We start from the raw sequence: 22,002 nt of genomic DNA, 5'->3' as shown, positions 1-22,002 counted from the left end.
ACTTACGACATGAAGAAGTACGTGCTGGTCGGCGCTGGATCCAGAGCGCTGTATATGTTTGCTAAGCCGATGGTAACGGACTGGAGTCACATCGCGGCCTTTGAAGGCGTATATGATGCCAATCCGCTGCGGGCGCGCCTTCTTAGCGAGGAGTGTGGAGGAATTCCCGTATATGACGATTTCCACGAGATGATCGCGGCTGTGAAGCCGGATGTGGTCATCGTGGCGAGTACGGATTATACGCACCACACTTATATCGTGCAAGCTTTGAGCGCCGGGTGTGATGTCATCAGCGAGAAGCCGATGACGATTGATGAAGACAAATGCCGTGAAATTCTGCAAGCGGAGCAGGCGAGCGGCAAGAAGGTGACGGTCACCTTCAACCTGCGGTTTGCGCCATATTTTGCAGCCGTGAAGGAACTGCTGCTTCAAGGGGCGATCGGCGAGATCTACCATATGGATCTGGAGTGGTTTCTGGACCGAAGGCATGGAGCGGATTACTTCCGCAGATGGCATGCCGAGATGAAGAACAGCGGCGGACTGCTGGTGCACAAGTCCACGCATCACTTTGACATCATGAACTGGTGGATGGACAGCCGTCCCGCTGAAGTGCATGCTTTCGGAACGAGACGGGTGTATGGTGACGATCGGCAGGAGCATGGAGCAAGGTGTCTGACCTGTCACCGGAAAGCCGATTGCGAGTTCTATATGGATATTGAGAAGGACCCGTTCATTGAACAATACTATCATCAGGCTGAAGAAGAGGACGGATATATTCGGGACCGCTGCCTGTTTGACAGCCGGATCGATATTTACGATACGATGTCGGTCAACGTCCGGTATGACAATGATGCGATGCTTACCTATTCCCTGGTCGCGTACAGCCCGTATGAGGGATGGCGCGCCGCAATCAACGGCAGTAAAGGGCGAATTGAAGTCTCAAATATATACAGTAATGCGGATATGAAGCAAGGGGAAGCAAGCAGGATTCATATTTACCGAACCGATGGCTCCGAGGAGGTTGTAGAGGTTAATACCTCGGCCGCCGGTCATGGTGGCGGTGATGAGAAGCTGCGCAAGGCGCTGTTTGAAGGGGGAATTGACGACCCGCTGGGGCAGCAAGCGGATAGCTCGGTAGGCGCGGAATCCCTTCTGATCGGCGCTACGGCCAACCGCTCCATTGCCGAAGGCAGGGCCCTTACACTCCCGGATATATCACCGAATTTCGTTAATGGGAGCTCGTTGAGATGAACAGCGTGCAGGAACTGGAGCAGTATATCTGTACTTTATATGACACGCGGGATCAGTTGAAGACGCATGTATTTGACCGCTCCGATGCTGCATTTGCAGCCGGGGACGCCATACGGGATGCCATCGTCACGCCCGAGGCGGCAAGAGTGCGACAGGTGGAGATCAGGGAGGCTTTCCTGAGGTCCATCGGCGGGCTTCCCGATGTCTCTGCGAATCCGGAAACGGAGGAAGGGCCGACAACCGGGGAGGATAAATCGCTTGACAGCGCTCCGCTTAAGGGACGTTCGATCCGGACGGCGAGGGGGTTCGGTGAAGCGTCAGGTGTCAGATCGGATCCCTTCCTTAAGGGGCGCACGACCGGTGTGACTCGTGGGGCTGGCTTTCAGGTAGAGAAAGTCGTGTTTGAGTCCAGTCCGGGATATTATGTCACCTCGAATCTGTACCTGCCCGATCATCGGGAGGAGCGGTCCGCGGCCGTCCTCTTCCTGAGCGGTCACGAGTTCGAAGGCAAGCACAACGCTTATTATCAGCGTGTCATCCAGCAATTTGTCCGGGCGGGCCTGATTGTGATGGCTATCGATCCGATAGGACAGGGAGAGCGCCTTAGCTTCTGTAACTCGGAGGAGAAGGAAGGGAGCCGCATTTGGGGCACGCAAGAGCATCAGCAATGCGGGTTTCAGTGTCACTGGCTCGGAGACAGCATTGCACGCTATTTCGTTCATGATGCCATGCGGGCCGTGGATTATTTGTGCGAGCGGCCTGAGGTGGATGAGGCAAGGATTGGCGTAACGGGAAACTCCGGCGGCGGAACCCAGACGGCCATGATGATGGTCTGCGATGAACGCATTGCGGCGGCAGCTCCCGCCACCTTCATCATGAACCGGCAGCTGTATATGCATGCCGGGGGCGTGCAGGATGCCGAGCAGGTATGGCCGGGATTAACCAGACTTGGTTATGACCATGAGGATCTGCTCATCGCCTTTGCGCCGAAGCCGCTGCTTGTGCTGGCGGTGGAATATGATTTCTTCCCGATTGAAGGTACGCGGCGTACCGTTGATCGCAGCCGGCGTTTCTGGGAGCTGCTGGGTCACCTAGACCATGTGCAGCTTGTGACCGATGCCTCCACGCATCGCTATACGGACCGATTGGCAGAGGCCGCGGCAGCATTTTTTGTTCAGCATCTTCAGGTGAGGGTGAATGCAGCTTATGAAATGAAGATAGAGGCATTGCCGTCGGAAAATCTGTGGTGCTGCTCCAGCGGTCAGGTGTACCGGGATTATGCGGATGCAAGATCGATCAGGAATTTCAATGAGGATCGCTGCGATCGACTGGCCCAGGCGCGGTCCTTGCTGCCCACGCAGCAAAGACAGGATCAAGCAAGGAAGTGGCTGCAGGAGAGGATCTACGCTTTCCGCAAGCCTTGCGAATTGAATCCGCGCGTGATCCGGCTAGGCGTGGTGGAGGGTCTTGAGGCCGATTACCGTCTGTGGTGGTCGCAGGAAGGCATCATGAACAGCGGTTATGTATTCCGACTTGCCGGGGGTGCAGTCGGGCGAAAACAGCCGTTGACCGTTGCTGTTTGGCGGGGAGGGACCCGCCGATTGAAGGAGCACTGGGAATGGATTCAGGAGACGTGTCGATCCGGCTGCGCTGTACTGGTGCTGAATACGTCCGGGGTCGGTCCCCATGAGCCTTATCCGATATACGGAAAGCCTGCACATTCCTATTTCGGGGTGCTGCATAAGCTGGCCGATGATCTGATCTGGCTCGGGGATAGCCTGGCCGCACTGCGCACGTTCGATGTACTTCGATGTGTAGAAGCCGTCTCGCACTTTGATGAATGGCAGGGAGGAGTCATCCCGTTCTATGCCGTGGGACGGGAAGGGCTTTACGTGCAGCTTGCGGCTGTGATCGATCCGGGGATTGGACAGGTTAAGGCCGTTGACTCTTTGAGCAGCATCTCGAAGTTGGCCAGTGCACGGCAGCTTGAGGAAGAGGGAGCGATGAGCGTTGTGTTTCCCGGCATGTTGAAGGTGCTTGATCTTCCCGAGCTAAACGAACCGCAGGGCGATGACCGCGGGCAACGAGAGAGAAAGGAAGTGGAAGGACATGAGTAAATCAAAACCACTGACCGTCACACTGATCGGAGCCGGACTCCGGGGCATGATCTATAGCAGTTATGCACTCCAGCGGCCGGATGAGATGCGGATTGTGGCGGTTGCCGATCCGGATGAGGTGCGGCGAAGCCGCTGCCAGGCCAAGTTCGGGCTGGCCGATGAGCGATGCTTTACGAGCTGGGATGAGCTGTTTGCAAGGCCGCGGCAATCGGATGCCGTCTTTATCTGCACAAGGGATCGGGATCATTATGAGCCGACCATGAAGGCGTTGGCGGCGGGATACCATGTGCTGCTGGAGAAGCCGATGTCGCCGGAATGGCAGGAATGCATCGATATGGGCCGGCAGGCGGAAGCCTATGACCGTACGCTAACGATCTGCCATGTTCTTCGGTACGCCCCCTTTTTCCAGGAGCTTAAGCGGCTGCTCGATGAAGGACGGATCGGCCGTTTGATGTCGATCCAGCATAATGAGAACGTCGGCTACTGGCATCAGGCGCACTCGTACGTGCGTGGATATTTCAATAACACCGAGTCCTCCAGCCCGATGATTCTGGCGAAATCCTGTCATGATCTCGACATCATGCAATGGCTGGCCGGAGGCCAATGCCTGAGTGTGGCATCCTATGGCCATCTGTCTCATTTTCGCCCGGAATCCGCTCCGCCCGGCGCGCCGAAGCGCTGCCTGGACGGATGTCCGGTGTCCCATGAATGCCAGTATTATGCGCCGAACACCTATCTGATCGAGAACGCAGGCTGGAAGGGCGAGGCGGCAAGCAACGATCCAAGTTATGAGGCCCGTTACCAAGCGATGCTGGAGGGGCCTTTTGGCCGGTGCGTCTATCATTGCGATAACGATGTCGTGGACCATCAGGTGGTCAGCATGGAGTTCGAGCATGACATTACGGCGGTGTTCACGATGAGTGCATTCACGGAAAAATGCAACCGCACGATCAAGCTTATGGGTACCGAAGGCGAGATTCGGGCCACGATGGAGACCAATGAAATCGAGATCCGCCGCTTTGGCAGCGGCAAGTCGGAAGTGATTCAACTCGTCGATCCGGAAGGCCATGTAGGCCATGGCGGCGGGGATATGCGCTTGATCCAGGATTTTGTGAAGTCGGTGGGGTCCCAGGGCCAGCATGACAGCTCCACTTCGGCCAAGGCGTCGATACAGAGCCACCTGATGGCGTTTGCCGCCGAGCGTTCCCGAGTAGAGAAGCGCATGGTGAGGCTGGAGGAATTTTTGCATAGCGGCGCTCTGGCTTGAATTTCTGTACAACAAGGAGGAATTATCATTATGCAGTTGAACATATTGGAGCATGCGGAGCAAGCAGGTTTAGAGGCAGCCCGCGCTTGCGAGGCCATTCTTAGCGATACGATCGCGGAAAAAGGAAGTGCGCGCATCGTCCTGTCAACAGGCGCGTCACAGTTTGAGTTTTTGTCGCATTTTGTGAAGCTGGATATGGAATGGAATAAGATCGAGATGTTCCATTTGGATGAATATATCGCACTGCCGGAATCTCACCCCGCGAGCTTCCGTAAATATTTGAAGGAACGCTTTCTGGCCTACGCGAATGTCGGCAAGGCATGGCTGATTAACGGCGAAGGCGATCCTGAGGACATGGTGAAGCGGTTGAATGAGGAAATTGTGAAAGCGCCTGTGGATCTGGCCTTGATTGGAATCGGAGAAAATGCGCATATTGCCTTTAATGATCCGCCGGCTGATTTTGATAACGAGTCGCCTTATACAATCGTGAACCTGAGCGATACGTGCAAGAACCAGCAGGTCAGGGAGGGCTGGTTTGCATCGAATGAGAAAGTGCCTCAGCAAGCGATTACGATGACGGTCAAACAGATTTTGAAGAGCCGCCATATCGTATCGGTTGTGCCTCATCAGGCAAAGGCGGCTGCTATTCTGAATACCATTCAAGGCGGAGTAGATAACCAGGTGCCCGCCACGATATTGAAGACCCATCCAAGCTGGATGCTGTATCTGGATAAAGCATCGGCAGCGCCGATTTATCAGTGGGCTTAATTATTCAGATTAGGGATGCTGGTGTAATGCGTGCAGAGCTGCTGATTCCGTTATACGAGTGTGTAAACCATCCGGTGTGCTCGGCAGCATGAAAAGAGCGCGCAAAGCGGGTGAACCGAAAGTTATGCTCATCTGTTCTCTGTCTGGAGCGGAGGAGCATGTCGATGAAGCCATGATCACCGCTTCCGCTGCCTGGGAAAGCGTCATATGAACAAACCTGTGAGGGTAATTGTGTAATTTAATGAACTTGCACAGATATCGAGTTCATTTATGCGAAGAACAAGTATAGAACAGTTAGGGGGACGCCTATGTTGTGGCGAGGTAAGCTCCCGCACACCGGGGCACTGGTAGAAATAGAGGCTTTAGATGGACGAATCGCGGATGTGCGGCCGTTGGGTCAGCATGAGACATCGGCGAAGCTGCCCTGGATCAGCTGCGGCTGGATCGATTTGCAGGTCAATGGTTTTGGCGGCTACGATTTGAACGGCACCGTGACATCGAGGAGTGATATCGAAGGCGTGACGCTGGCGCTGCATCGCCGGGGCGTTGCTTCCTATTTGCCAACCGTCATTACAGGCAGTTACGACCGGATGCGTCAGGCATTCACCGCTTTATCCCAATATGTCCAATCCAGGCATTTGGGAAGTGCCTCAATTGCAGGCATTCATATGGAGGGACCTTATCTATCCGGTGAAGACGGCAGTCGTGGGGCGCATCCGAGAGAGTACGTCCGAAATCCGGATTGGGATGAGTTTCAGCGGCTCCAGGATGCGGCGGACGGGCTAATTCGGATGGTAACACTTGCGCCGGAGCGTGAGGGGGCGGTTCCTTTTATTGAGAAACTGGTTAAATCAGGCGTTGTGGCAGCGATCGGGCATACGATGGCTACAGGGGAGCAGATCGAGCAAGCGGTGCAGGCAGGGGCGACGGTGTCGACCCATCTGGGGAACGGCTCACAGCCGATTCTGCCGCGGCACCCCAACTATATCTGGCATCAGCTGGCTGATGACCGGTTATGGGCAACCTTTATCCCGGATACACACCATCTGGCACCGTCCGTGCTGAAAGCCATGCTGCGAGCTAAACGGGAGAAAGCAGTGCTCGTTAGCGATGCCGTCATGTTCGGCGGCATGGCCCCCGGACAGTACAGCAGCCTCATCGGAGGCGCAGTGGAACTGACGGCAGACGGCCGCCTGCATACGGTAGAGAATCCGGCGATACTGGCCGGTTCCGCTTCTTCCCTGGACGTCGGTGTTGCGAATGCGATTCGCTATACGGACATGATGCTGGCGGAAGCGATAAGCGCGGTCACAAGCCGCCCGGCAATGGTGTTGAATGTGCCGCAATTAGGTGAGCTGGACATTGGTCGTCCGGCGAACCTGACACTGTTCGATTGCCATGCGGACGGGACGAATATGTCTATCCGGGAGACCGTAGTTGCAGGTGAGACGGTGTATAGATCTGTTTGATGTCCGGATGGTGAACGAGAGGGGAAGCGTGGGAAGTATTTCACTTTCCGTCGGGGTGTGAGTGTAAAGTATGAGCGCGAACCGCCGCGCCCGCAGGCCGCGCAAGTCCCTAAAAGGGACTTGCAGAGCGACCGCCGCGCTCGCAGGCTCTACAGATCAGCCGCGCTCCTTCGCCCAGCCGAACAGCCATAAAAAATCCCCGATGTGGCGCGACACACACGGGGATGTTTTTTGGCTTTGTTCTATTTTTCGATATGTTCTTCGAACCAGCGGACAATATGGCTCAAGCGTTTTACCCGCAGATGCGGGTGGCCGCTACGGGACAAGTTGTGGTCCGCTCCCGGGAAGCGGATCAGCTGGGTTTCCCGCCCGAGCCGCTTCAAGGCGATGAACAGCTGTTCGCCCTGCTCGATCGGGCAGCGGAGATCCTGTTCTCCATGAAGGATGAGGAGCGGGGTGTTCATGTCCTTCACGTAAGCGAGAGGTGAATGCTTCCACAGCTTCTCCAGGTCATCCCACGGATTGCCCCAAATCTGATCCTGCGTGAATGAGTAACCGATATCGCTGACCCCGTAGAAGGAAATCCAGTTCGATATTGAACGTTGGGTTACTGCCGCTTGGAAGCGGTCGGTATGACCCACGATCCAGTTGGTCATGAAGCCGCCGTAGCTGCCGCCGGTGACACCAAGACGGGAGGCATCAATATATGTGTAGGTATCGAGAACATAATCCACAGCTTCCATCAGGTCCTGATAGTCACGTCCGCCGTAATCTCCTCTGACAGTATTAACGTGTACCTGACCGTACCCGTGCCCGCCCCGGGGGTTTGTATAGAATACAGCATAACCGGCTGCAGCAAGCAGCTGGAATTCGTGCATGAACGTGTGAGCGTACATGGCTTGAGGTCCACCGTGAATCTCAAGCACGGCCGGAACTTTGGAGCCTTCGGTAAAGCCTGCAGGCTTCATGATCCAGCCTTGAATCGGCCAGCCATCGGAGGTATGGAACGTAAAGGACTCCGGCGTGCTTAACGTAATCTCATTCCAGAGCTCTTCATTGCAGTGGGTCAGGCGGCGTTCTTTGTCCTCGGCTGCAGAGTAGCTGAACAGATCGCCGGGCTGGAGCAGGTCAGCAGCGGCAAAAATGATTGTATCCTCAGGAGTTAAAGCAAATTGATATACCTCGCGTTCACCCGATACCACCAGGTCAAAAGATGAGCCGTCCAGTGCAAAACGTCCGATATGCACGCCGCCGTCCTGGCTAAGCTGGAGGTATACCGATTGACCGTCCTTGCTGAACAGAGGAGGCGTTCCTGCACCGGATCTCATATCACTTACAGCGGCGTGCCCTAGCTGAACATCCATGTCCGTAAAGAGGACACGGGATTCTCCACCGGAGAGCGGAACGAGATGAATCTTGGTCAGCGTGGCAAACCCGCAGCTGAGATCGCTGGCGAGCATAAGAACATACTGCCCATCCGGAGTGAAAACAATGGACCCGATCGACAGCGTTCCGTCCGTTATTTCGGTTACGGATTTGTCCGTGAGGTCCATCACGAATACATCGTTGGTCAAACGCAGATCGGGATCCGGGAACTGCTCCGTGGCTAGACTGTTGCTGTATGCGATGTGGCCGCCATCCGGCGACCAGGCGAAGGCATATACGTCATAATCGCCATCAGTTATTTGCTTGCATTCCTCCGTTGCCGGATTCACGATATATAGATGATTTCTACGTCCATTCCACAATCCGCCGCCATCGGCTTTATATTTAATGCGGTTAATGATCTTTTCTTCGGGCAGCTTATTTTTATCGTCTTTGCCTTGGTCTTCGCTTTCGGTAGACTCCGCTGCTTCCGCCTCACTTCGAATCAGAAGGCGCGTGCTGTCCGGTGACCATTTAAATGCACTGACACCATGCTTCATGTCGGTAACCGGGCGGGCTTCCCCTCCGTTGGCAGGCATGATCCATATCTGTGGCTTGTCGCCTTTTTTACGCAGGAAGGCGAGCTCTGACCCGTCGGGGGACCAAGCAGGTGCAGCATCGGCTTCGCCGGATGTGAAGGGAATGTCCTGGGTTCCAACTGCAGGCAGCAGACGAATGTGGGAGCGGTAGCCGTCGAACTTTTCGCTGACGGATTTATGTACGTATGCTATAGCTCCGCTTGCGGGAGAGACAACGGGGTCATTTACCCAGTGCATCCGGTACAAATCCTCCGGGGTTATAAGTCGCTTATCAGTCATGAATCATCCTCCTAATCTTCTCTGTGAGTTAACCTTTATTATCCCAGATAATGGTATGAAAATCTAGACAAAAGAAAGAGGTAGATTGTGAACATTTCAATCCAAATGCTAGTAAAATAGAGGGGGAAATTACAATAATACTAGGTAATGAGATAGCGGTTTCGTAGTGAAAAGGTCCAGTTAATTTTCTGCTGGTCAATTTATATATGAAATGTGGTTGATAGACTCCGCAGCAGTTCCTCTTCTCTTTTTGTTATAATTGAGATAGACTCTCAATTAGGAGTATGTAAAAAAGATCAACTATATATAGCTCGGGAGGAATCAGATATGAATGTAAGTGAAGCGATCCGTACGCGCCGCAGCCTTGGCAAAGTCAAGCCTGACGCCGTGCCGCAGGAATGGATTGAGCAAATCTTAGAAGCAGGGACCTGGGCGCCGAACCACAAGCTCACGGAGCCGTGGAAGTTTTTTGTGATGCAAGGAGAGGGACGGGACGTGCTGGGTAATGCTCTTGGAGACATACAGGTTGCAGGTGGCGACGATACCAGCGATGAGGTGGTAGCTGCAGCTCGTGAATCGGGACGCACGAAGGCCTATCGTGCACCGCTTGTCATCGGTGTGGCGGTTGAGCCTTCCACGGACCCGAAGGTGATTGAGCTTGAAGAGTACGGAGCGGTGTTTGCAGCAACTCAGAATATGCTTCTGCAAATCCATGAGCTTGGTCTTGGTGCCGTGTGGAGAACGGGTGAGCCGTGCTTTCATGCCCTGATGAACCAAGCGTTTGGTTTGAAACCAGACGATAAAATGCTGGGCTTCCTGTACATCGGATATCCGGATATGGAGCCGAAGCAAGGAAAACGTCAACCGGCAGCGAATAAGACCGTATGGCTGAATAGTGCTGCAGACCTGTAGTTTATCTACCCTCGGCAGCGAAAATCCGGTATAATTAACCCTAAGTTTGTCGAAGGGTGTAATGGCATCCGGGCGATTGACACTAGGGGAGTGTACATGGATGAAATTTCGATTCAAGTTGTGGGATCTGGGCAGTAAACTTATTTTTATAGCAACCTGTTTAGCGCTGGCTTCCTTCTTTTTTAAATGGCTGGATATTGGCGTGGCTGCAGAGAACGGCTTTTTGCAGGGCGGCGCGTTTTTCATAGTATGTTTTATCTATCCATTTCTGAAAGTGGTTCGCGAGAAGAAGATGAACAAGATTATTGCATACGCTTTTGCGCTTGCAGCGATTATCTTGACCATGATGTACGTATCGTCCAAAACGGTCGATTTTTTTGGGCAGACAATCAGAGGGGCTGCTGCGGGGCCGTATCTGTTCATGGTATCGTGCGGGCTGCTGAGTTTTGGGATTTTCAAACGCAAATATTAGATTCCTGCTGCATGCACATGCAAATTATAAGAATCAAGGGCTGGACCTGGAAGTGGCTGATGGCTGCTGGGGACGGCCCTTTTTTCTCTAATAAGCGTGATCACAACCGGATCAGATGGAAAAAAACACAAACCGAACATGAAGCCCTGGCATGTGATGTAACATTGAGCGGGATACTGGGCTTTTGATATACTTAAGAGAGCGGCTTTTAACCGCAGTATTACACATCAGGGAGGGATTTCTTCAATGGCCAATCAAACTTTTACCGATGGACCTACTTTAAATGACGGCGTCAAAATGCCGTGGCTGGGCCTCGGCGTATGGAAGACCAAAGAAGGCGAAGAGGTTATTCAATCCGTAAAATCAGCAATCGCTGCAGGATACCGCAGCATCGATACCGCAGCTGTCTATGGCAATGAAGAGGGCGTGGGGCAAGCTATTCGCGAATCCGGCGTTTCGCGGGACGAGCTGTTCATCACAACCAAGGTATGGAATGAAGACCAGGGTTATGAGAAGACCCTGCAAGCTTTTGAGACGAGCCGCAAGAAGCTGGGACTGGATTTCATTGATCTGTACCTCGTGCACTGGCCGGGAAAAGATAAATACCTCGATACGTGGAAGGCCTTGATTCATCTGCAAAGGGAAGGACTTGTCCGTTCCATCGGCGTCAGCAACTTCCAAATCCGCCACTTGCAGCATATCATGGAGGACACCGGCGTTGTTCCGGTTGTGAACCAGGTGGAATTGCACCCGCTGCTCTCCCAGAAGGAGCTCCTGGGGTACGCGCGCGAGAATCATATCGTTCTGGAAGCATGGAGTCCATTGATGCAAGGCAACCTGGATCAACCGGTGCTGGCCCAGATCGCGGAGAAATACGGAAAAACAACGGCGCAAGTCATTCTGCGCTGGGATATTCAGAATGGCATTATTGTCATTCCAAAATCGATTAAAGACCATCGTATCCGTGAGAATGCCGGCATTTTTGATTTCGAGCTTTCTGCAGCGGATATGGCGGCCATTGACGGTTTGAACCAAAACAAACGTTTTGGCTCCAATCCGGACGAATTCCTGTTCTAGAATCTGCCTCTATCTTATAAAAAGAGCGAGTACAACCCTTTTGACGGGAAGTTCTCGCTCTTTTTTTGCATATTCCGAGATAGGACCTACAGGGATGAATCGGCTCCGCGATCCTCCTCATCGGAGGCATCCTCCGGAAACAGCGGTTCGCCTATCGTGCCAAGCTTTCCTTGCACGAGGTCTTCATGCAGTCTTTTTAGCCAGTTCAAGTCGGTCCTGGCGTGTTCATACAGCCCGATCATGAGGTGCTGGGCGCTGCGGGGAACGATATGTTTGTGTTCCTCATACAGTTGGTACGCATGATTCACCCGATGCTCCGCATCCCGGATACGGGATTGCAGGATAGGGGCAAGTACGGCTGGGTCTGCGTGGCGTGAGAAAGGCAGGGCGATATAGAGCGGGTGGTGCACAGGCTCGATGTCCCTGAATTTCTTGAGCAGCAGCTGTTCAAAAAGCTTGCGTCCGGCATCCGTGATCCGGTAGATGGTTTTGTCCGGCCGGCTGTCGCTGTGTATGGTTTCGACCGCCTCAATGCATCTGTCCTCGGCGAGCCGGTCTACTGCGTAATAGAGAGAGCCCATCTGAAGTTTGGTATACTGATCCATCCCGCGATCCTTCATCTTGATCCGGATCTCGTACGGATGATAGTCACCCTCCAGCAGCAAACCCAGAATGGCTAGTTTCATCGACATTCCACTAGGCTCCCTTGGCCTTACTAGGAACGGCCACCCGTTCGTTGCCCATCATGAGCACAAACACCAGAGCCAGCACCGCTGGCACAAGCGCCCACATAAACGTATTTGCGATGGAATCGGCCAATGAAACCGTGACTTGCTCGCGTACGTTCGGAGGAAGCTGGCCCATCACCTCGGGCGAAAGCACCACATCCGCATTCAGCGGGACACCGGCCGGTGCATTCCCTGCGGCTTCAGCAAGTCGGCTGTTCAGGCCATTGCGCTGAATGATACCGAAAATGGTGATCCCGACCGTCATGCCGAACGAGCGGAGGAAGGAGTTCGTCGAAGTGGCTGCACCACGCTGTCTGGCATCGAAGTTATGGATGGAGGCCATGCTCAGGGTGGAGAACGAGAACCCGACGCCAAAGCCGGTCAGGACCATGAAGATCGTCAACAGGTAGCGAGGCGTATCAGGATTTATCGTGCTCAGGCAGAAAATACCCGCAATAAAGCAAAACACCGACAGGATCATAATGTTCCTGAACGAAGTTCGAGTTGTGAGCATACCGCCGCCTTGGCTGCCGGCAACGCTGCCGAGCATCATCGGCATCAGAATGAGGCCGGAATTGGTTGCGGTTCCGCCATACACTCCGCTAACAAAGATCGGAATGTAGATGGTTGCCACGATAAAGGTTGCGCCATAGAACAAGGCCACGATATTGCTCGAGGCAAACAGGCGCTTGCGGAACATCTGGAACGAAATGATCGGCTCAGCTGCCCGGGTCTCCGCGAAGAGAAACACAACGAACAGGGCAATGAATCCCCCGAATAAGCCCAAAATTTGCGGTGAGTCCCATGCAAAGGTTTGCCCGCCCAGCTCCAGACCGAACATTAGGCAGATGATGGCACCTACAAGTGTTGCGGCTCCCGTCCAGTCAATCTTCTGCTTGGCATGGGAACGGGTCTCCTTATAGGAAGTCATGATGAAAATAAAGGATACGATCCCGATTGGAACGTTGACGTAGAATATCCATTCCCAGCCAACGCTATCGGTAATAAAAGCACCCAGCAGCGGTCCCATAATGCTGGAGGTACCGAATACGGCACCGAGCAAACCCGTCATTTTACCGCGCTTCTCCGGCGGGAACAGGTCAAACACGATGGTAAACGCAATCGGCATAAGAGCACCGCCGCCGATTCCTTGAATCGCCCGGTAAATAATAAGCTCTGTCATGTTGTTGGCCATCCCGCAGAGGGCGGAACCGATCAGGAAGACAACCAGCCCGAATATAAAGAACCGTTTCCGCCCGTACATATCGGACAGCTTGCCGAAGATCGGTGTGCCGGCCATTACGGCAACCATGTAGATCGAGGTTACCCAGACGACTTGGTCGAAGCCCTGAAGATCGCGGATAATCGTCGATAAAGCCGTGGCTACAATCGTGTTATCGATGGCGGCCATGAAGATGCCCAGCAGCAGACCGGCCACGACCAATTTGATGTTGCTTTGTTGTGCATTCATGTTAAGAATACTCCTTTTCCATATTCAACTATGTATATATTATTCAAATTTGAATAATTCGGTGGTTATATTGTAGCCGGATTAGCAGATGTTGGCAAGATGTTTAATGGCACTGCCTGTCCTTACATTCTGGACAAGAAAAAACAAGGCCAACCCCCTAATTGCGGGATGACCTTGTAACGCAATCAAGCAGCTGCCAGAGCGTATCTTTACATCAAGCTGCCTAGCAGAAATTTTGTTATTCCTATGCGGTATTTCGTGTGATAACAGGATGAGAGCGAGTGTATTCAGCTGTTCATCTGCGGGGATCTGGCGTCTAGCTGCATGAATTCGATCCGGTTACCGTCCGGGTCCCTGGCCCAGCACTGCATATTGAAGTCTTTCCCTTGAACGGGTTCAACGTCGAGTGTTATGCCCTGCTTGCGAAGATGCTCCGCCAAGCTGTCGATATCTTGAACCTCAAGACAGAGATGGGAGAACCCGACAGGCCGCTGTACATGTGCCGGTTTATTTTGACCACCGTAAAACAACTCGATAAACTGTCCATCACACACCTTAATGTACTCAATCCATGGCTCGCCCTGATCGTTCGGGATATCAAAAGCGCGGGTAAAGCCAAGAACGTCGCAGTAAAAATGCAGGGACTTCTCCATATCGGCAACATCAAACGCCAGATGGGCGATTCCTTTAATCATGACGGCATTCCTCCTCGGTATGAATATAAGCTTGAGATCAGATGATTTCATAAGACTATTGTAGCCCATTTTGTATACGCTTCCATATATATATTTGCAAAATCGGAGAAATAAACCCGGATGTTATCCTTGGGGATCAGCAGCTGTGCTTCTTCAGGCTAAGTCATTTCGGCATCCCGTGTAGTGTGATATCAATATACCATCATATGCAGATGCCAAAAAACCAAGACCTGCTAAAGCTGGCCTTGGTTTGGGTGTCAACATCACGCAGTGGTGTTATCTTCATGCTGCTGTGTCAACAATCATGATGCGGTACTGCTATCAGCAGGGCCTGTTGGACAGGCAGACATCTTATTCGTAAGTCAGGCTATCCAAAATTCCCTTCACGCTCAGCTCAGCGCAAGCCATGGACGTATCGGCTACGCCGTAATACATCTTCACGACATCGCCATCCACCAGCGCGCCGCAGGAGAAGACCACGTCTCCGAAGAAACCGTTCTTCTCATAATCGGCTTCCGGCTCCATGATCGGATGATTGGAGCGGGCAATTACTTTGGATGGATCGTTCAGATCCAGCAGCAGGGCGCCCATGCAGTAGCGGTGATCGAGCGTTGCGCCATGGTAGAGCTCCAGCCAGCCCTTTTCCGTGCGGAATGGCACGGCTCCGCCGCCCATACGGCCGCTGTCCCACATGCCGTCACGGAGTCCGGCAAGATGTTTATGGTTGCCCCAGTACAAGAGGTTATCGGATTCTGCAATCCACATTTCCGGATTACCCGTACTCTTTGTGGTCGGGCGGTGCAGCGCATAGTATTTGCCGCCTATCTTCTCGGGGAAGATCAGCACGTCCTTGTTGTCCGGTCCGAATATCATCCCGTGATGCGTGAAGTTCACGAAATCCTGTGTGGATACCATCGATTCACCGACACCGACCGGGGACACGGCGGAGAAGTAGATATAATACGTATCCCCAATTTGCGTGACGCGTGGATCTTCGATACCGAAGGATTCCAGCGACTGCGCTGGATAGACCAGCGGCTTGTCATCTATGGTAAATCGATGTCCATCTTTGCTGCGAGCCACTCGAATATAAGACAAGGATGTCAGATATTCGAAGGTGGCGCTGTGATTCACATTGCGAATGACGCGAGGGTCTGAGAAGTCATAACGCGGATCATCGGTACGGAATTCCAAAATATCCAGCTTCTGCGTTGCTGCGTTGAATACAGGCGCTTTGACAATAATCGGGTCAGCACTGACCGGACGTTCCGCAACGCGGAGCAGCAACAGCACCTCACCGTTATATTCGGCTACGCCTGCGTTAAAAGCGCCAATTACTTCAAAACCTTCATGATACGGCTTCACATCAGCCGGTGTAATGAGAGGGTTCTCCTCATATCTGTATATATTCATGGTTGTTTACCCCTATCCAAATAAGCGTTTTTTTTATATGAGAACGGCTGTAATGTTACTGTTCGAACTTGAGGAATGGGTCCTGAATGGTGATGCGATGTGCTTCGGCATCGCTGATTCCGGCATAGAGATCGGCGGTTCCGTTCGAATGGCGAACGAGACCTCCGCTGAATACGACGTCAGCCAGATCCGGACGCTTGGTTTCCCCCGACAGGAATTCGGCACGTACAGCAATCAATTCCATATCACTGAATTCGCCAGTCTGCGGGTCGAGGGCAAACACCATGGGATAATAGTGGCGATCACCGGCTTCATCGAAGCTGGCCACATGACCGAGTACGCCGACAAGCCCATTTCTCAGAATGTGCAGTTCGTTAGCCCCGCCCCATTCTGAATCGATAAATTGATCTGGCAAGAGAGGAGCATCGTTCACAAGCTCTACCGTCACATCATCCAGCGACTTTACCTTGGTGAACCCGATTTTACCCCGGCCGCCTTTTTCACCTTGAGGACGGGTGAACACGCCAATCTCACCGCTTACCAGCTCCGCGAGGCGTAGATCCTTCATTGCATCGGGGCCTGTGAAGAAAGGGGAGAGCTCATTCAGCGTTTTGCCTTTCCGGAACACGGTTCTCCACATCAGCGCATTCTCCATCGCAGGATGCGGGAAGATCTCAACGCCCCCCAGCACCAGTTCGCCTTGGATGAAGGTAAAGAACGGATCCTGCAGCGTGAGGACAGGTGCGCCCCCCAGGGGCATCCAGGCCCCGTCCTTTTCCATAAAAAAGTGAATTTCCGAATGCTCGCTGTCCCGCGATTCCACCCGGCCTGCAATCACGGTGACCCCATCGATCCGGAATGGAGCCGTGATGTTATAAACGTCTTTGTCGCCTACGCCGGTAAAATGCAGTTTAACCGGGTTTTGAACGTTAGACTTCCTGTCTTGATATTCTTGCAACAGCACTTTGCATGTTTTCACTGCGGATTTATTCATTGCCACTGTCATGCAGCCTCCTTATATAAACCATATAATAATTGCGTCCTAGGAAAGCCAGACCACTGCCGTATGAGGGGGGATTTCGATAAGAGACCTGCCGATCGGTACAATCTCGTCACTAGCCGCTGCCATCTCCAGCTTCTTATCGGACCAATAGGAGAGGTCCAGCCTAAGCGGCTCGCTCCCGAACTGGAGCACGATGACGGCTTCATCGCTACCGGAGCGTTTGGTATATGCGATTGCGTCACCTGTCAATCGTTCGAGTTTAACGTATTCACCGGCCGCGATGGCCGGATATCGGCTTCGGAGCGAGAGCAGCTTTTTATAAAAAGAATAAATGGAATCTGGCTGCTCCCGCTGCGCTTCCGTATGAATCCGTTCGTGCCCGGGACCCATCCCGATCCAGGGTGCCGCTTCCGAGAAACCGCCGTAACGGCTTCCATTCCACTGCATGGGGGAACGGGAATAATCGCGGCTCTTGGCCCGGGCGATGCTTAATGCTTCTTCTTCCGTTTTTCCATTCTTAAGGGCGATCTCATAATGGCTGATGCCTTGAATATCCCGCATATCCTGGATTCGGTGCGCGATATGGTTTCTCATCCCGATCTCATCGCCATAATAGAGGAAGGGGATACCCTTCGCGGTTAACATAAGGGCTCCCATCAGCTTGGCTCTCTGTTCTTCCAGCTCCGTATTACCTTCGCCGAATCTCGAAATGTGGCGCTGCCTATCATGGCTGCTGAAGAACAAGGTTGGAAGCTGGTCAGATGTATGTTGGTCTTCCATCAATTGGAGCTCTCGATATAAATCCGCTGGCCGGAATCGTTCCTGGCTGCCCAGATTGAAATTAAACACCACATCGAGCAGACCGCTGCCGCTGTATCGGCGCAGGATGTCCATATCCTCAGAGCCGACTTCACCTACCATAAAAATGCCTTCCCGTTCATGCACATAGCCGCAAATGTCGCCGATCGCCTCCAGGATCCCATCCTGGTTCTGATCGTATCGATGGACCTGTCTGCCTTTCTCATCTACCGGATTATCCAGGAATTCGCCCGAGACTTTAAGAAAATTGATGACATCAAGCCGGAAGCCGTCGATTCCCTTCTCCAGCCAAAATCCCATAACATCCTTCATCGCCCGGCGGACTTCCGGGTTGGCCCAGTTCAGATCAGCCTGTTCCTTCGCAAAGGCATGGTAGTAATACTGCCCCGTGCCTTCATCCCATTCCCAGGCGCTTCCGCCGAAAAAGGATTCCCAGTTATTCAGTGCGCCTTGTTCATCAGGAGACTTCCAAATATACCAGTCGCGTTTCGGAGAGAGGCGAGAGGATCTGGATTCCTGAAACCAGGCATGGGCAGATGAAGTATGATTCAGCACAAGATCCACAATGACCCGGATGCCCCGCTGATGAGCCTCATGAATGAAATAATCGAAGTCTGCCATCGTCCCATATTGCGGATCGACCGCGTAATAGTCTGAAATATCGTAGCCGTTATCGATCTTGGGAGACAGATAGAAGGGAGTCAGCCATATCCCGCCGATTCCTAGCTCCTCCAGGTAATCCAGCTTGGATGTGATTCCGGGGAAATCTCCGATGCCATCCCCATTGCCATCACAGAAGCTGGGCATATAAATTTCATAAAAGACGGTTTCCTGCCACCACTTTTTTGGATATCGATCCATACGTTCTCCACTCCCGGATGAAAGGTGTTTTCTGTTTTCACCCTTTATTTAAGAAGAAGCCCGAATAGCAGGTTGTAATGTAAAGTACAGACCTCTTAAACGAGCTTCCTGCAGCCATCGGACGTTATTTCGAAAATATCCTGTTTTTATTTGAGACTGAACTGCATGCCTTCCTTGAACTTTTTGCCGAAGATTGCAAACATGATAATAATCGGCACGGTGAGTAGGACGGATGCAGCATACAGCGGACCAGGATAACTGCCATACGGTCCGAACATCTGGGACAAGAGAACGTTGAGTGTCAGCATGTTGTCGCTGCGAACAACGATCATATCCCATAGAAGCTCTGTCCAGCGCTCCATTAGCAAGAACAGGAAGATAACCGCGGTTATGGACTTGGACATGGGCAGCATGATTTTGTACAAAATTTTAAAATCCGATGCGCCATCCAGCTTCGCTGCTTCAATAAAGGCATCCGGAACAGCTTTAAAGAAGTTGGTGTACATGAAAATCGCCCATAAACTGACGGCCTTAGGAATGATCATGGCCCAGTACGTATCGTAAAGTCCTACCTTCTGGATGATGAGGAAGTTTGGAATCAGCAGAATGATCGCCGGGAAGAACATATGGAATAACACGAAGTTATTCACGGTATCGCGTCCGCGGAATTTCAATTTGGACAGCGCATAGGCTACCATGATTCCGAACAACATCATAAGGAAGGTGGAGGCAACTGAAACGATGACGCTGTTGAAGAATGCATTCATCCAGGGACGGGCAATGCCGACCTCGCCGCCGGTCAGGAGCCATTCATAGGATTTTAAAGAAAATTTGCTTGGAACGAGCTGCCTGTCCACTTGTGCCCAATCCGCAAACGAGTTGAGCACCATGTACAAGTAGGGGTACACCATGACGAGAAGCAGAAGGGTGGCCAGTACATAGCGGCTCGCGAGACGACGTTTACTATTTTTCTTAGACCCAACCATTTCGTTTCCCCCAGCTTTCCAGCAGTTTACGAATCACGAAGATCGAGATGAACGTGACAATCGATGCCATAATGGCAATCGCGGATGCATATCCTGCTTGCAGATTCGTAAAGGCTTGATTAAAGATTTCCATCTGCCATGTATTGGTTGCGAAGTTCGGTCCGCCACCCGTCAGCTGGTAAACTTCTGTAAAGATGCCGAAGGTTACGCCGAACGAAAGAATGAGTGTTGTATACAGGGCAGGGTACAAGAGCGGCAGTGTGATTTTCCAGAAGCGCTGTCTGTCGCTTACCCCATCAATGGCAGCTGCTTCATAAACTTCTTTGTCAATGCTTTCAAGACCCGACGTCAGGATCAACGCATAATAACCTGTGAACTTCCAGGCCAGAATCAAACCGACGATAAACAGTGCAGAGAAAGGTGAGCCGAGCCAGTCGATATTAATCCCGAAGGTGCCTCTTAAGAACTCGTTGACCGGGCTGTTGTAAGATAGAAAGCCTTGTACGATCAGGGATGCAACAACTCCTGAGGATAGATACGGCAGGAAGAACCCGATCAGGTATACGCTTTTGAATTTAGGCAATCCCTGAATAACAACGGCTACGGCCAGCGACATGGCGGTTACCAGTGGAACAAACAGCATCATGAATTTGTAAGTCACCCAGAAGGCGGATTGCACACCGGGCGCTGCCATGGCTTTTCGGAAATTGTCCAGTCCCACAAAATCAAATTCGGGGGCGATAAGATCCCAATTCGTAAAAGAAAGGTACAAGGACCAAAGCAGTGGTCCCAGAAAAAATACCAGTCCGAAAATAATGTAGGGACTGGCGAAAAGCCAGCCCAACTTATTATTTTGCTTATTAATCATGATTAAAGTTCACCTTCAATCGCTTTCTTCATGTTATTCCAACCGGTTTGCGGATCGATTTCGCCGCGAATGACCTTATTGAAGGCCTCTTGTCCAATTAAAGTTTGCAGTTCATTGAATTTTGGATTATCCATGGCAGGAACGCCTTTGGATACCGCTTCCGCATACAGAGCCAGCTCCGGTTTTTCAGCGAGGATCTGCTTGAAGCCTTCCACTTCATTCAGATCATCACGTGCCGGCGGCAGGTTGGTTTGCTTAAACCATTTCACGTCATTTTCTTCATTGGCATAAACCCATTTCAAGAATTCGGCAGCAGCTTGCTGCGACGCTTCAGGAGCACCGGAGAAAATCACGAGGCCTTTTGCATCCGCATAGGTTTTGGCATTGGCCGGATCCATATGATCCGGAACCGGAGGCAGGGTTAGGGTGAAGTTCTCTCCATATTTAAGTTCAGGATACTTCGTTGCCCACATATCGAATGTCCAAGGACCGATATCAGTGAACACACCGGCGCCGGTTTCGAATGGATCGGTTGCATTCTGGGCCAATATGCCGCCAGCCTTGCGAAGATCATCGACAAAAGTCAGCATTTCAACGCCGGCTTTATCGTCAGCAACCAGGTTTTGGCCTTCAATGAATTTGTTGCCGTCTGAAGCTGCATTGTAGAGCAGGAAGAAGTCAAACCAGCGTTTCCAAGCTGTAGGGTCCGCAAGGTCAGCGCCTTTGGCCCACATATATTTATCCGGATATTTTGCTTTCAGCTTCGCTGTTGCTTCCAGAACCTCACTGTAGGTTTGAGGCGGCTCATTATATCCGATTTCTTTGAGGAAATCGGTACGCCAGCCAATGAGCATCGGGTTAGAGTAGATCGGCAGTACATATTGATGGCCGTCTGCAAATTCCCAAGGGGCAATCGTTTCCGCCATGTTACGGGACTCTACCATCTCTTTAAATTGCGGCAGTTCATCAAGAGCGACCAGCGCTTTACTGTTGGATAGCTGCGCAGCGAATCCACGATTGATATTCTCTGCTACCGTCGGTGCATTCCCGCCAGCAATGGCAGCCTGAATACTCGCTTCGGAACTTGGTGATTCTTTAATGGCGCTAACGTTAACCTTTACGTCCGGATTCACAGCTTCGTATTCTTTGGCCATCTCTTGCCAAAATGCTTGCTGCGGCGGGTTAGGAGCGGCCCAGAACTCAACGGTAGTTACACCATCAGCGCTTTGCCCCCCGCTGCCGCCGCCATTACCACAAGCTGCGAGGACCGTTCCACCTACCAATGTAATTGCCAGAAGCAAAGAAACTCTTGATTTTTTCATGTTGACCCTTCCTCCCAAATGCAATGTGTCTTCCATTAACGGAAGTTTAAATCGCTATCTTTGTAACGTTACAAAATATAATTACTCATTACTGAAAGCGTTATATCAACATTATTATTCATGAATCATGCTTTTGTCAACGCTTTATCATGTAGAATACAACAAACAATTAATTCCTGTGAGGTAAATTACACAAATATATCACTTTACACATTAAACTTGTAATGTTAAAATAATGTTTGTAATGTTAAGCCAAGAAG

Annotated in this window: 19 protein-coding genes; 9 read left to right on the top strand and 10 right to left on the bottom strand. The window is 52.0% G+C overall.

Annotated features, from left to right (window positions below):
• Window positions 1-9: 9 nt before the first annotated feature.
• From B9D94_RS25860 to B9D94_RS25840, 6 genes are all read left to right on the top strand, one after another.
• Window positions 10-1,251 (top strand): Gfo/Idh/MocA family protein, encoded by a 1,242-nt coding sequence (locus B9D94_RS25860; RefSeq protein WP_148248334.1) that lies wholly within the window; start codon window positions 10-12, stop codon window positions 1,249-1,251.
• The gene (locus B9D94_RS25855) at window positions 1,248-3,368 is read left to right on the top strand and encodes an alpha/beta hydrolase family protein (protein ID WP_148248333.1); all 2,121 of its coding nucleotides are present in this window, start codon (window positions 1,248-1,250) and stop codon (window positions 3,366-3,368) included. The genes B9D94_RS25860 and B9D94_RS25855 overlap by 4 nt, the downstream gene beginning before the upstream one ends.
• Window positions 3,361-4,635 (top strand): Gfo/Idh/MocA family protein, encoded by a 1,275-nt coding sequence (locus tag B9D94_RS25850; RefSeq protein ID WP_063478464.1) that lies wholly within the window; start codon window positions 3,361-3,363, stop codon window positions 4,633-4,635. The genes B9D94_RS25855 and B9D94_RS25850 overlap by 8 nt, the downstream gene beginning before the upstream one ends.
• 30 nt (window positions 4,636-4,665) lie before the next feature.
• Window positions 4,666-5,403, top strand: a complete 738-nt coding sequence (locus B9D94_RS25845) for a glucosamine-6-phosphate deaminase (protein ID WP_148248332.1) — start codon at window positions 4,666-4,668, stop codon at window positions 5,401-5,403.
• A gap of 88 nt (window positions 5,404-5,491) precedes the next feature.
• Window positions 5,492-5,614 (top strand): hypothetical protein, encoded by a 123-nt coding sequence (locus B9D94_RS31810; protein ID WP_006207919.1) that lies wholly within the window; start codon window positions 5,492-5,494, stop codon window positions 5,612-5,614.
• A 97-nt stretch (window positions 5,615-5,711) separates the two neighbouring features.
• Window positions 5,712-6,872 carry an N-acetylglucosamine-6-phosphate deacetylase gene (locus B9D94_RS25840; protein WP_148248331.1) on the top strand — a complete coding sequence of 387 codons (1,161 nt, stop codon included), beginning with the start codon at window positions 5,712-5,714 and terminating at the stop codon, window positions 6,870-6,872.
• Between the two features lie 242 nt (window positions 6,873-7,114).
• Here the strand turns inward: B9D94_RS25840 and B9D94_RS25835 are convergent, their stop codons facing one another.
• Window positions 7,115-9,115, bottom strand: a complete 2,001-nt coding sequence (locus B9D94_RS25835; RefSeq protein ID WP_076151189.1) for an alpha/beta hydrolase family protein — start codon at window positions 9,113-9,115, stop codon at window positions 7,115-7,117.
• 327 nt (window positions 9,116-9,442) lie between these two features.
• On the opposite strand from B9D94_RS25835, the gene B9D94_RS25830 reads away from it, so the two are divergent.
• The 3 genes from B9D94_RS25830 (at window position 9,443) to B9D94_RS25820 (ending at window position 11,576) form a co-directional block, all read left to right on the top strand.
• Complete coding sequence (locus B9D94_RS25830) at window positions 9,443-10,027, top strand: nitroreductase family protein (protein WP_036643872.1); 585 nt, start codon at window positions 9,443-9,445, stop codon at window positions 10,025-10,027.
• A 100-nt stretch (window positions 10,028-10,127) separates the two neighbouring features.
• On the top strand, window positions 10,128-10,499 hold the full coding sequence (locus B9D94_RS25825) for a hypothetical protein (protein WP_006207923.1): 372 nt from the start codon (window positions 10,128-10,130) through the stop codon (window positions 10,497-10,499).
• A 246-nt stretch (window positions 10,500-10,745) separates the two neighbouring features.
• On the top strand, window positions 10,746-11,576 hold the full coding sequence (locus B9D94_RS25820; protein WP_006207924.1) for an aldo/keto reductase: 831 nt from the start codon (window positions 10,746-10,748) through the stop codon (window positions 11,574-11,576).
• An 86-nt stretch (window positions 11,577-11,662) separates the two neighbouring features.
• Here the strand turns inward: B9D94_RS25820 and B9D94_RS25815 are convergent, their stop codons facing one another.
• From B9D94_RS25815 to B9D94_RS25775, 9 genes are all read right to left on the bottom strand, one after another.
• Window positions 11,663-12,268 carry a PadR family transcriptional regulator gene (locus tag B9D94_RS25815; RefSeq protein WP_036643869.1) on the bottom strand — a complete coding sequence of 202 codons (606 nt, stop codon included), beginning with the start codon at window positions 12,266-12,268 and terminating at the stop codon, window positions 11,663-11,665.
• Window positions 12,269-12,272: 4 nt separating this feature from the next.
• Window positions 12,273-13,775, bottom strand: a complete 1,503-nt coding sequence (locus B9D94_RS25810) for an MDR family MFS transporter (RefSeq protein ID WP_036643867.1) — start codon at window positions 13,773-13,775, stop codon at window positions 12,273-12,275.
• Window positions 13,776-14,062: 287 nt separating this feature from the next.
• Window positions 14,063-14,470: a VOC family protein gene (locus tag B9D94_RS25805; protein WP_006207927.1), complete on the bottom strand. Its 408-nt coding sequence runs from the start codon at window positions 14,468-14,470 to the stop codon at window positions 14,063-14,065.
• Between the two features lie 351 nt (window positions 14,471-14,821).
• The gene (locus B9D94_RS25800) at window positions 14,822-15,883 is read right to left on the bottom strand and encodes a BtaManbiosPhlase (protein ID WP_148248330.1); all 1,062 of its coding nucleotides are present in this window, start codon (window positions 15,881-15,883) and stop codon (window positions 14,822-14,824) included.
• Window positions 15,884-15,938: 55 nt separating this feature from the next.
• A complete protein-coding gene (locus B9D94_RS25795; protein WP_152824835.1) occupies window positions 15,939-16,889 on the bottom strand; it encodes an MTP-1 family protein in 951 nt (316 codons plus the stop codon).
• 36 nt (window positions 16,890-16,925) lie between these two features.
• Entirely contained in the window at window positions 16,926-18,566 is a 1,641-nt protein-coding gene (locus B9D94_RS25790; RefSeq protein ID WP_148248329.1) for a glycoside hydrolase family 13 protein, read from the bottom strand.
• A 146-nt stretch (window positions 18,567-18,712) separates the two neighbouring features.
• Entirely contained in the window at window positions 18,713-19,552 is an 840-nt protein-coding gene (locus tag B9D94_RS25785; protein ID WP_006207931.1) for a carbohydrate ABC transporter permease, read from the bottom strand.
• Complete coding sequence (locus B9D94_RS25780; RefSeq protein WP_234972779.1) at window positions 19,539-20,417, bottom strand: carbohydrate ABC transporter permease; 879 nt, start codon at window positions 20,415-20,417, stop codon at window positions 19,539-19,541. Before B9D94_RS25780 ends, B9D94_RS25785 begins: the two co-directional genes overlap by 14 nt.
• Before the next feature lie 5 nt (window positions 20,418-20,422).
• Window positions 20,423-21,742 (bottom strand): ABC transporter substrate-binding protein, encoded by a 1,320-nt coding sequence (locus B9D94_RS25775; RefSeq protein WP_006207933.1) that lies wholly within the window; start codon window positions 21,740-21,742, stop codon window positions 20,423-20,425.
• Between the last annotated feature and the right edge of the window lie 260 nt (window positions 21,743-22,002).

Origin of the sequence: Paenibacillus sp. Cedars, assembly GCF_003184205.1 — a bacterium.
Taxonomy (GTDB): domain Bacteria; phylum Bacillota; class Bacilli; order Paenibacillales; family Paenibacillaceae; genus Paenibacillus_AQ; species Paenibacillus_AQ glucanolyticus.
This window is presented reverse-complemented; position numbering and strand designations above follow the sequence as displayed.

Bases quoted from the DNA above. Each gene is read 5' to 3' on its own strand.
- B9D94_RS25860 (WP_148248334.1), top strand. From the start codon at position 10: ATGAAGAAGTACGTGCTGGTCGGCGCTGGATCCAGAGCGCTGTATATG.
- B9D94_RS25855 (WP_148248333.1), top strand. From the start codon at position 1,248: ATGAACAGCGTGCAGGAACTGGAGCAGTATATCTGTACTTTATATGAC.
- B9D94_RS25850 (WP_063478464.1), top strand. From the start codon at position 3,361: ATGAGTAAATCAAAACCACTGACCGTCACACTGATCGGAGCCGGACTC.
- B9D94_RS25845 (WP_148248332.1), top strand. From the start codon at position 4,666: ATGCAGTTGAACATATTGGAGCATGCGGAGCAAGCAGGTTTAGAGGCA.
- B9D94_RS31810 (WP_006207919.1), top strand. From the start codon at position 5,492: ATGAAAAGAGCGCGCAAAGCGGGTGAACCGAAAGTTATGCTCATCTGT.
- B9D94_RS25840 (WP_148248331.1), top strand. From the start codon at position 5,712: ATGTTGTGGCGAGGTAAGCTCCCGCACACCGGGGCACTGGTAGAAATA.
- B9D94_RS25835 (WP_076151189.1), bottom strand. From the start codon at position 9,115: ATGACTGATAAGCGACTTATAACCCCGGAGGATTTGTACCGGATGCAC.
- B9D94_RS25830 (WP_036643872.1), top strand. From the start codon at position 9,443: ATGAATGTAAGTGAAGCGATCCGTACGCGCCGCAGCCTTGGCAAAGTC.
- B9D94_RS25825 (WP_006207923.1), top strand. From the start codon at position 10,128: ATGAAATTTCGATTCAAGTTGTGGGATCTGGGCAGTAAACTTATTTTT.
- B9D94_RS25820 (WP_006207924.1), top strand. From the start codon at position 10,746: ATGGCCAATCAAACTTTTACCGATGGACCTACTTTAAATGACGGCGTC.
- B9D94_RS25815 (WP_036643869.1), bottom strand. From the start codon at position 12,268: ATGTCGATGAAACTAGCCATTCTGGGTTTGCTGCTGGAGGGTGACTAT.
- B9D94_RS25810 (WP_036643867.1), bottom strand. From the start codon at position 13,775: ATGAATGCACAACAAAGCAACATCAAATTGGTCGTGGCCGGTCTGCTG.
- B9D94_RS25805 (WP_006207927.1), bottom strand. From the start codon at position 14,470: ATGATTAAAGGAATCGCCCATCTGGCGTTTGATGTTGCCGATATGGAG.
- B9D94_RS25800 (WP_148248330.1), bottom strand. From the start codon at position 15,883: ATGAATATATACAGATATGAGGAGAACCCTCTCATTACACCGGCTGAT.
- B9D94_RS25795 (WP_152824835.1), bottom strand. From the start codon at position 16,889: ATGACAGTGGCAATGAATAAATCCGCAGTGAAAACATGCAAAGTGCTG.
- B9D94_RS25790 (WP_148248329.1), bottom strand. From the start codon at position 18,566: ATGGATCGATATCCAAAAAAGTGGTGGCAGGAAACCGTCTTTTATGAA.
- B9D94_RS25785 (WP_006207931.1), bottom strand. From the start codon at position 19,552: ATGGTTGGGTCTAAGAAAAATAGTAAACGTCGTCTCGCGAGCCGCTAT.
- B9D94_RS25775 (WP_006207933.1), bottom strand. From the start codon at position 21,742: ATGAAAAAATCAAGAGTTTCTTTGCTTCTGGCAATTACATTGGTAGGT.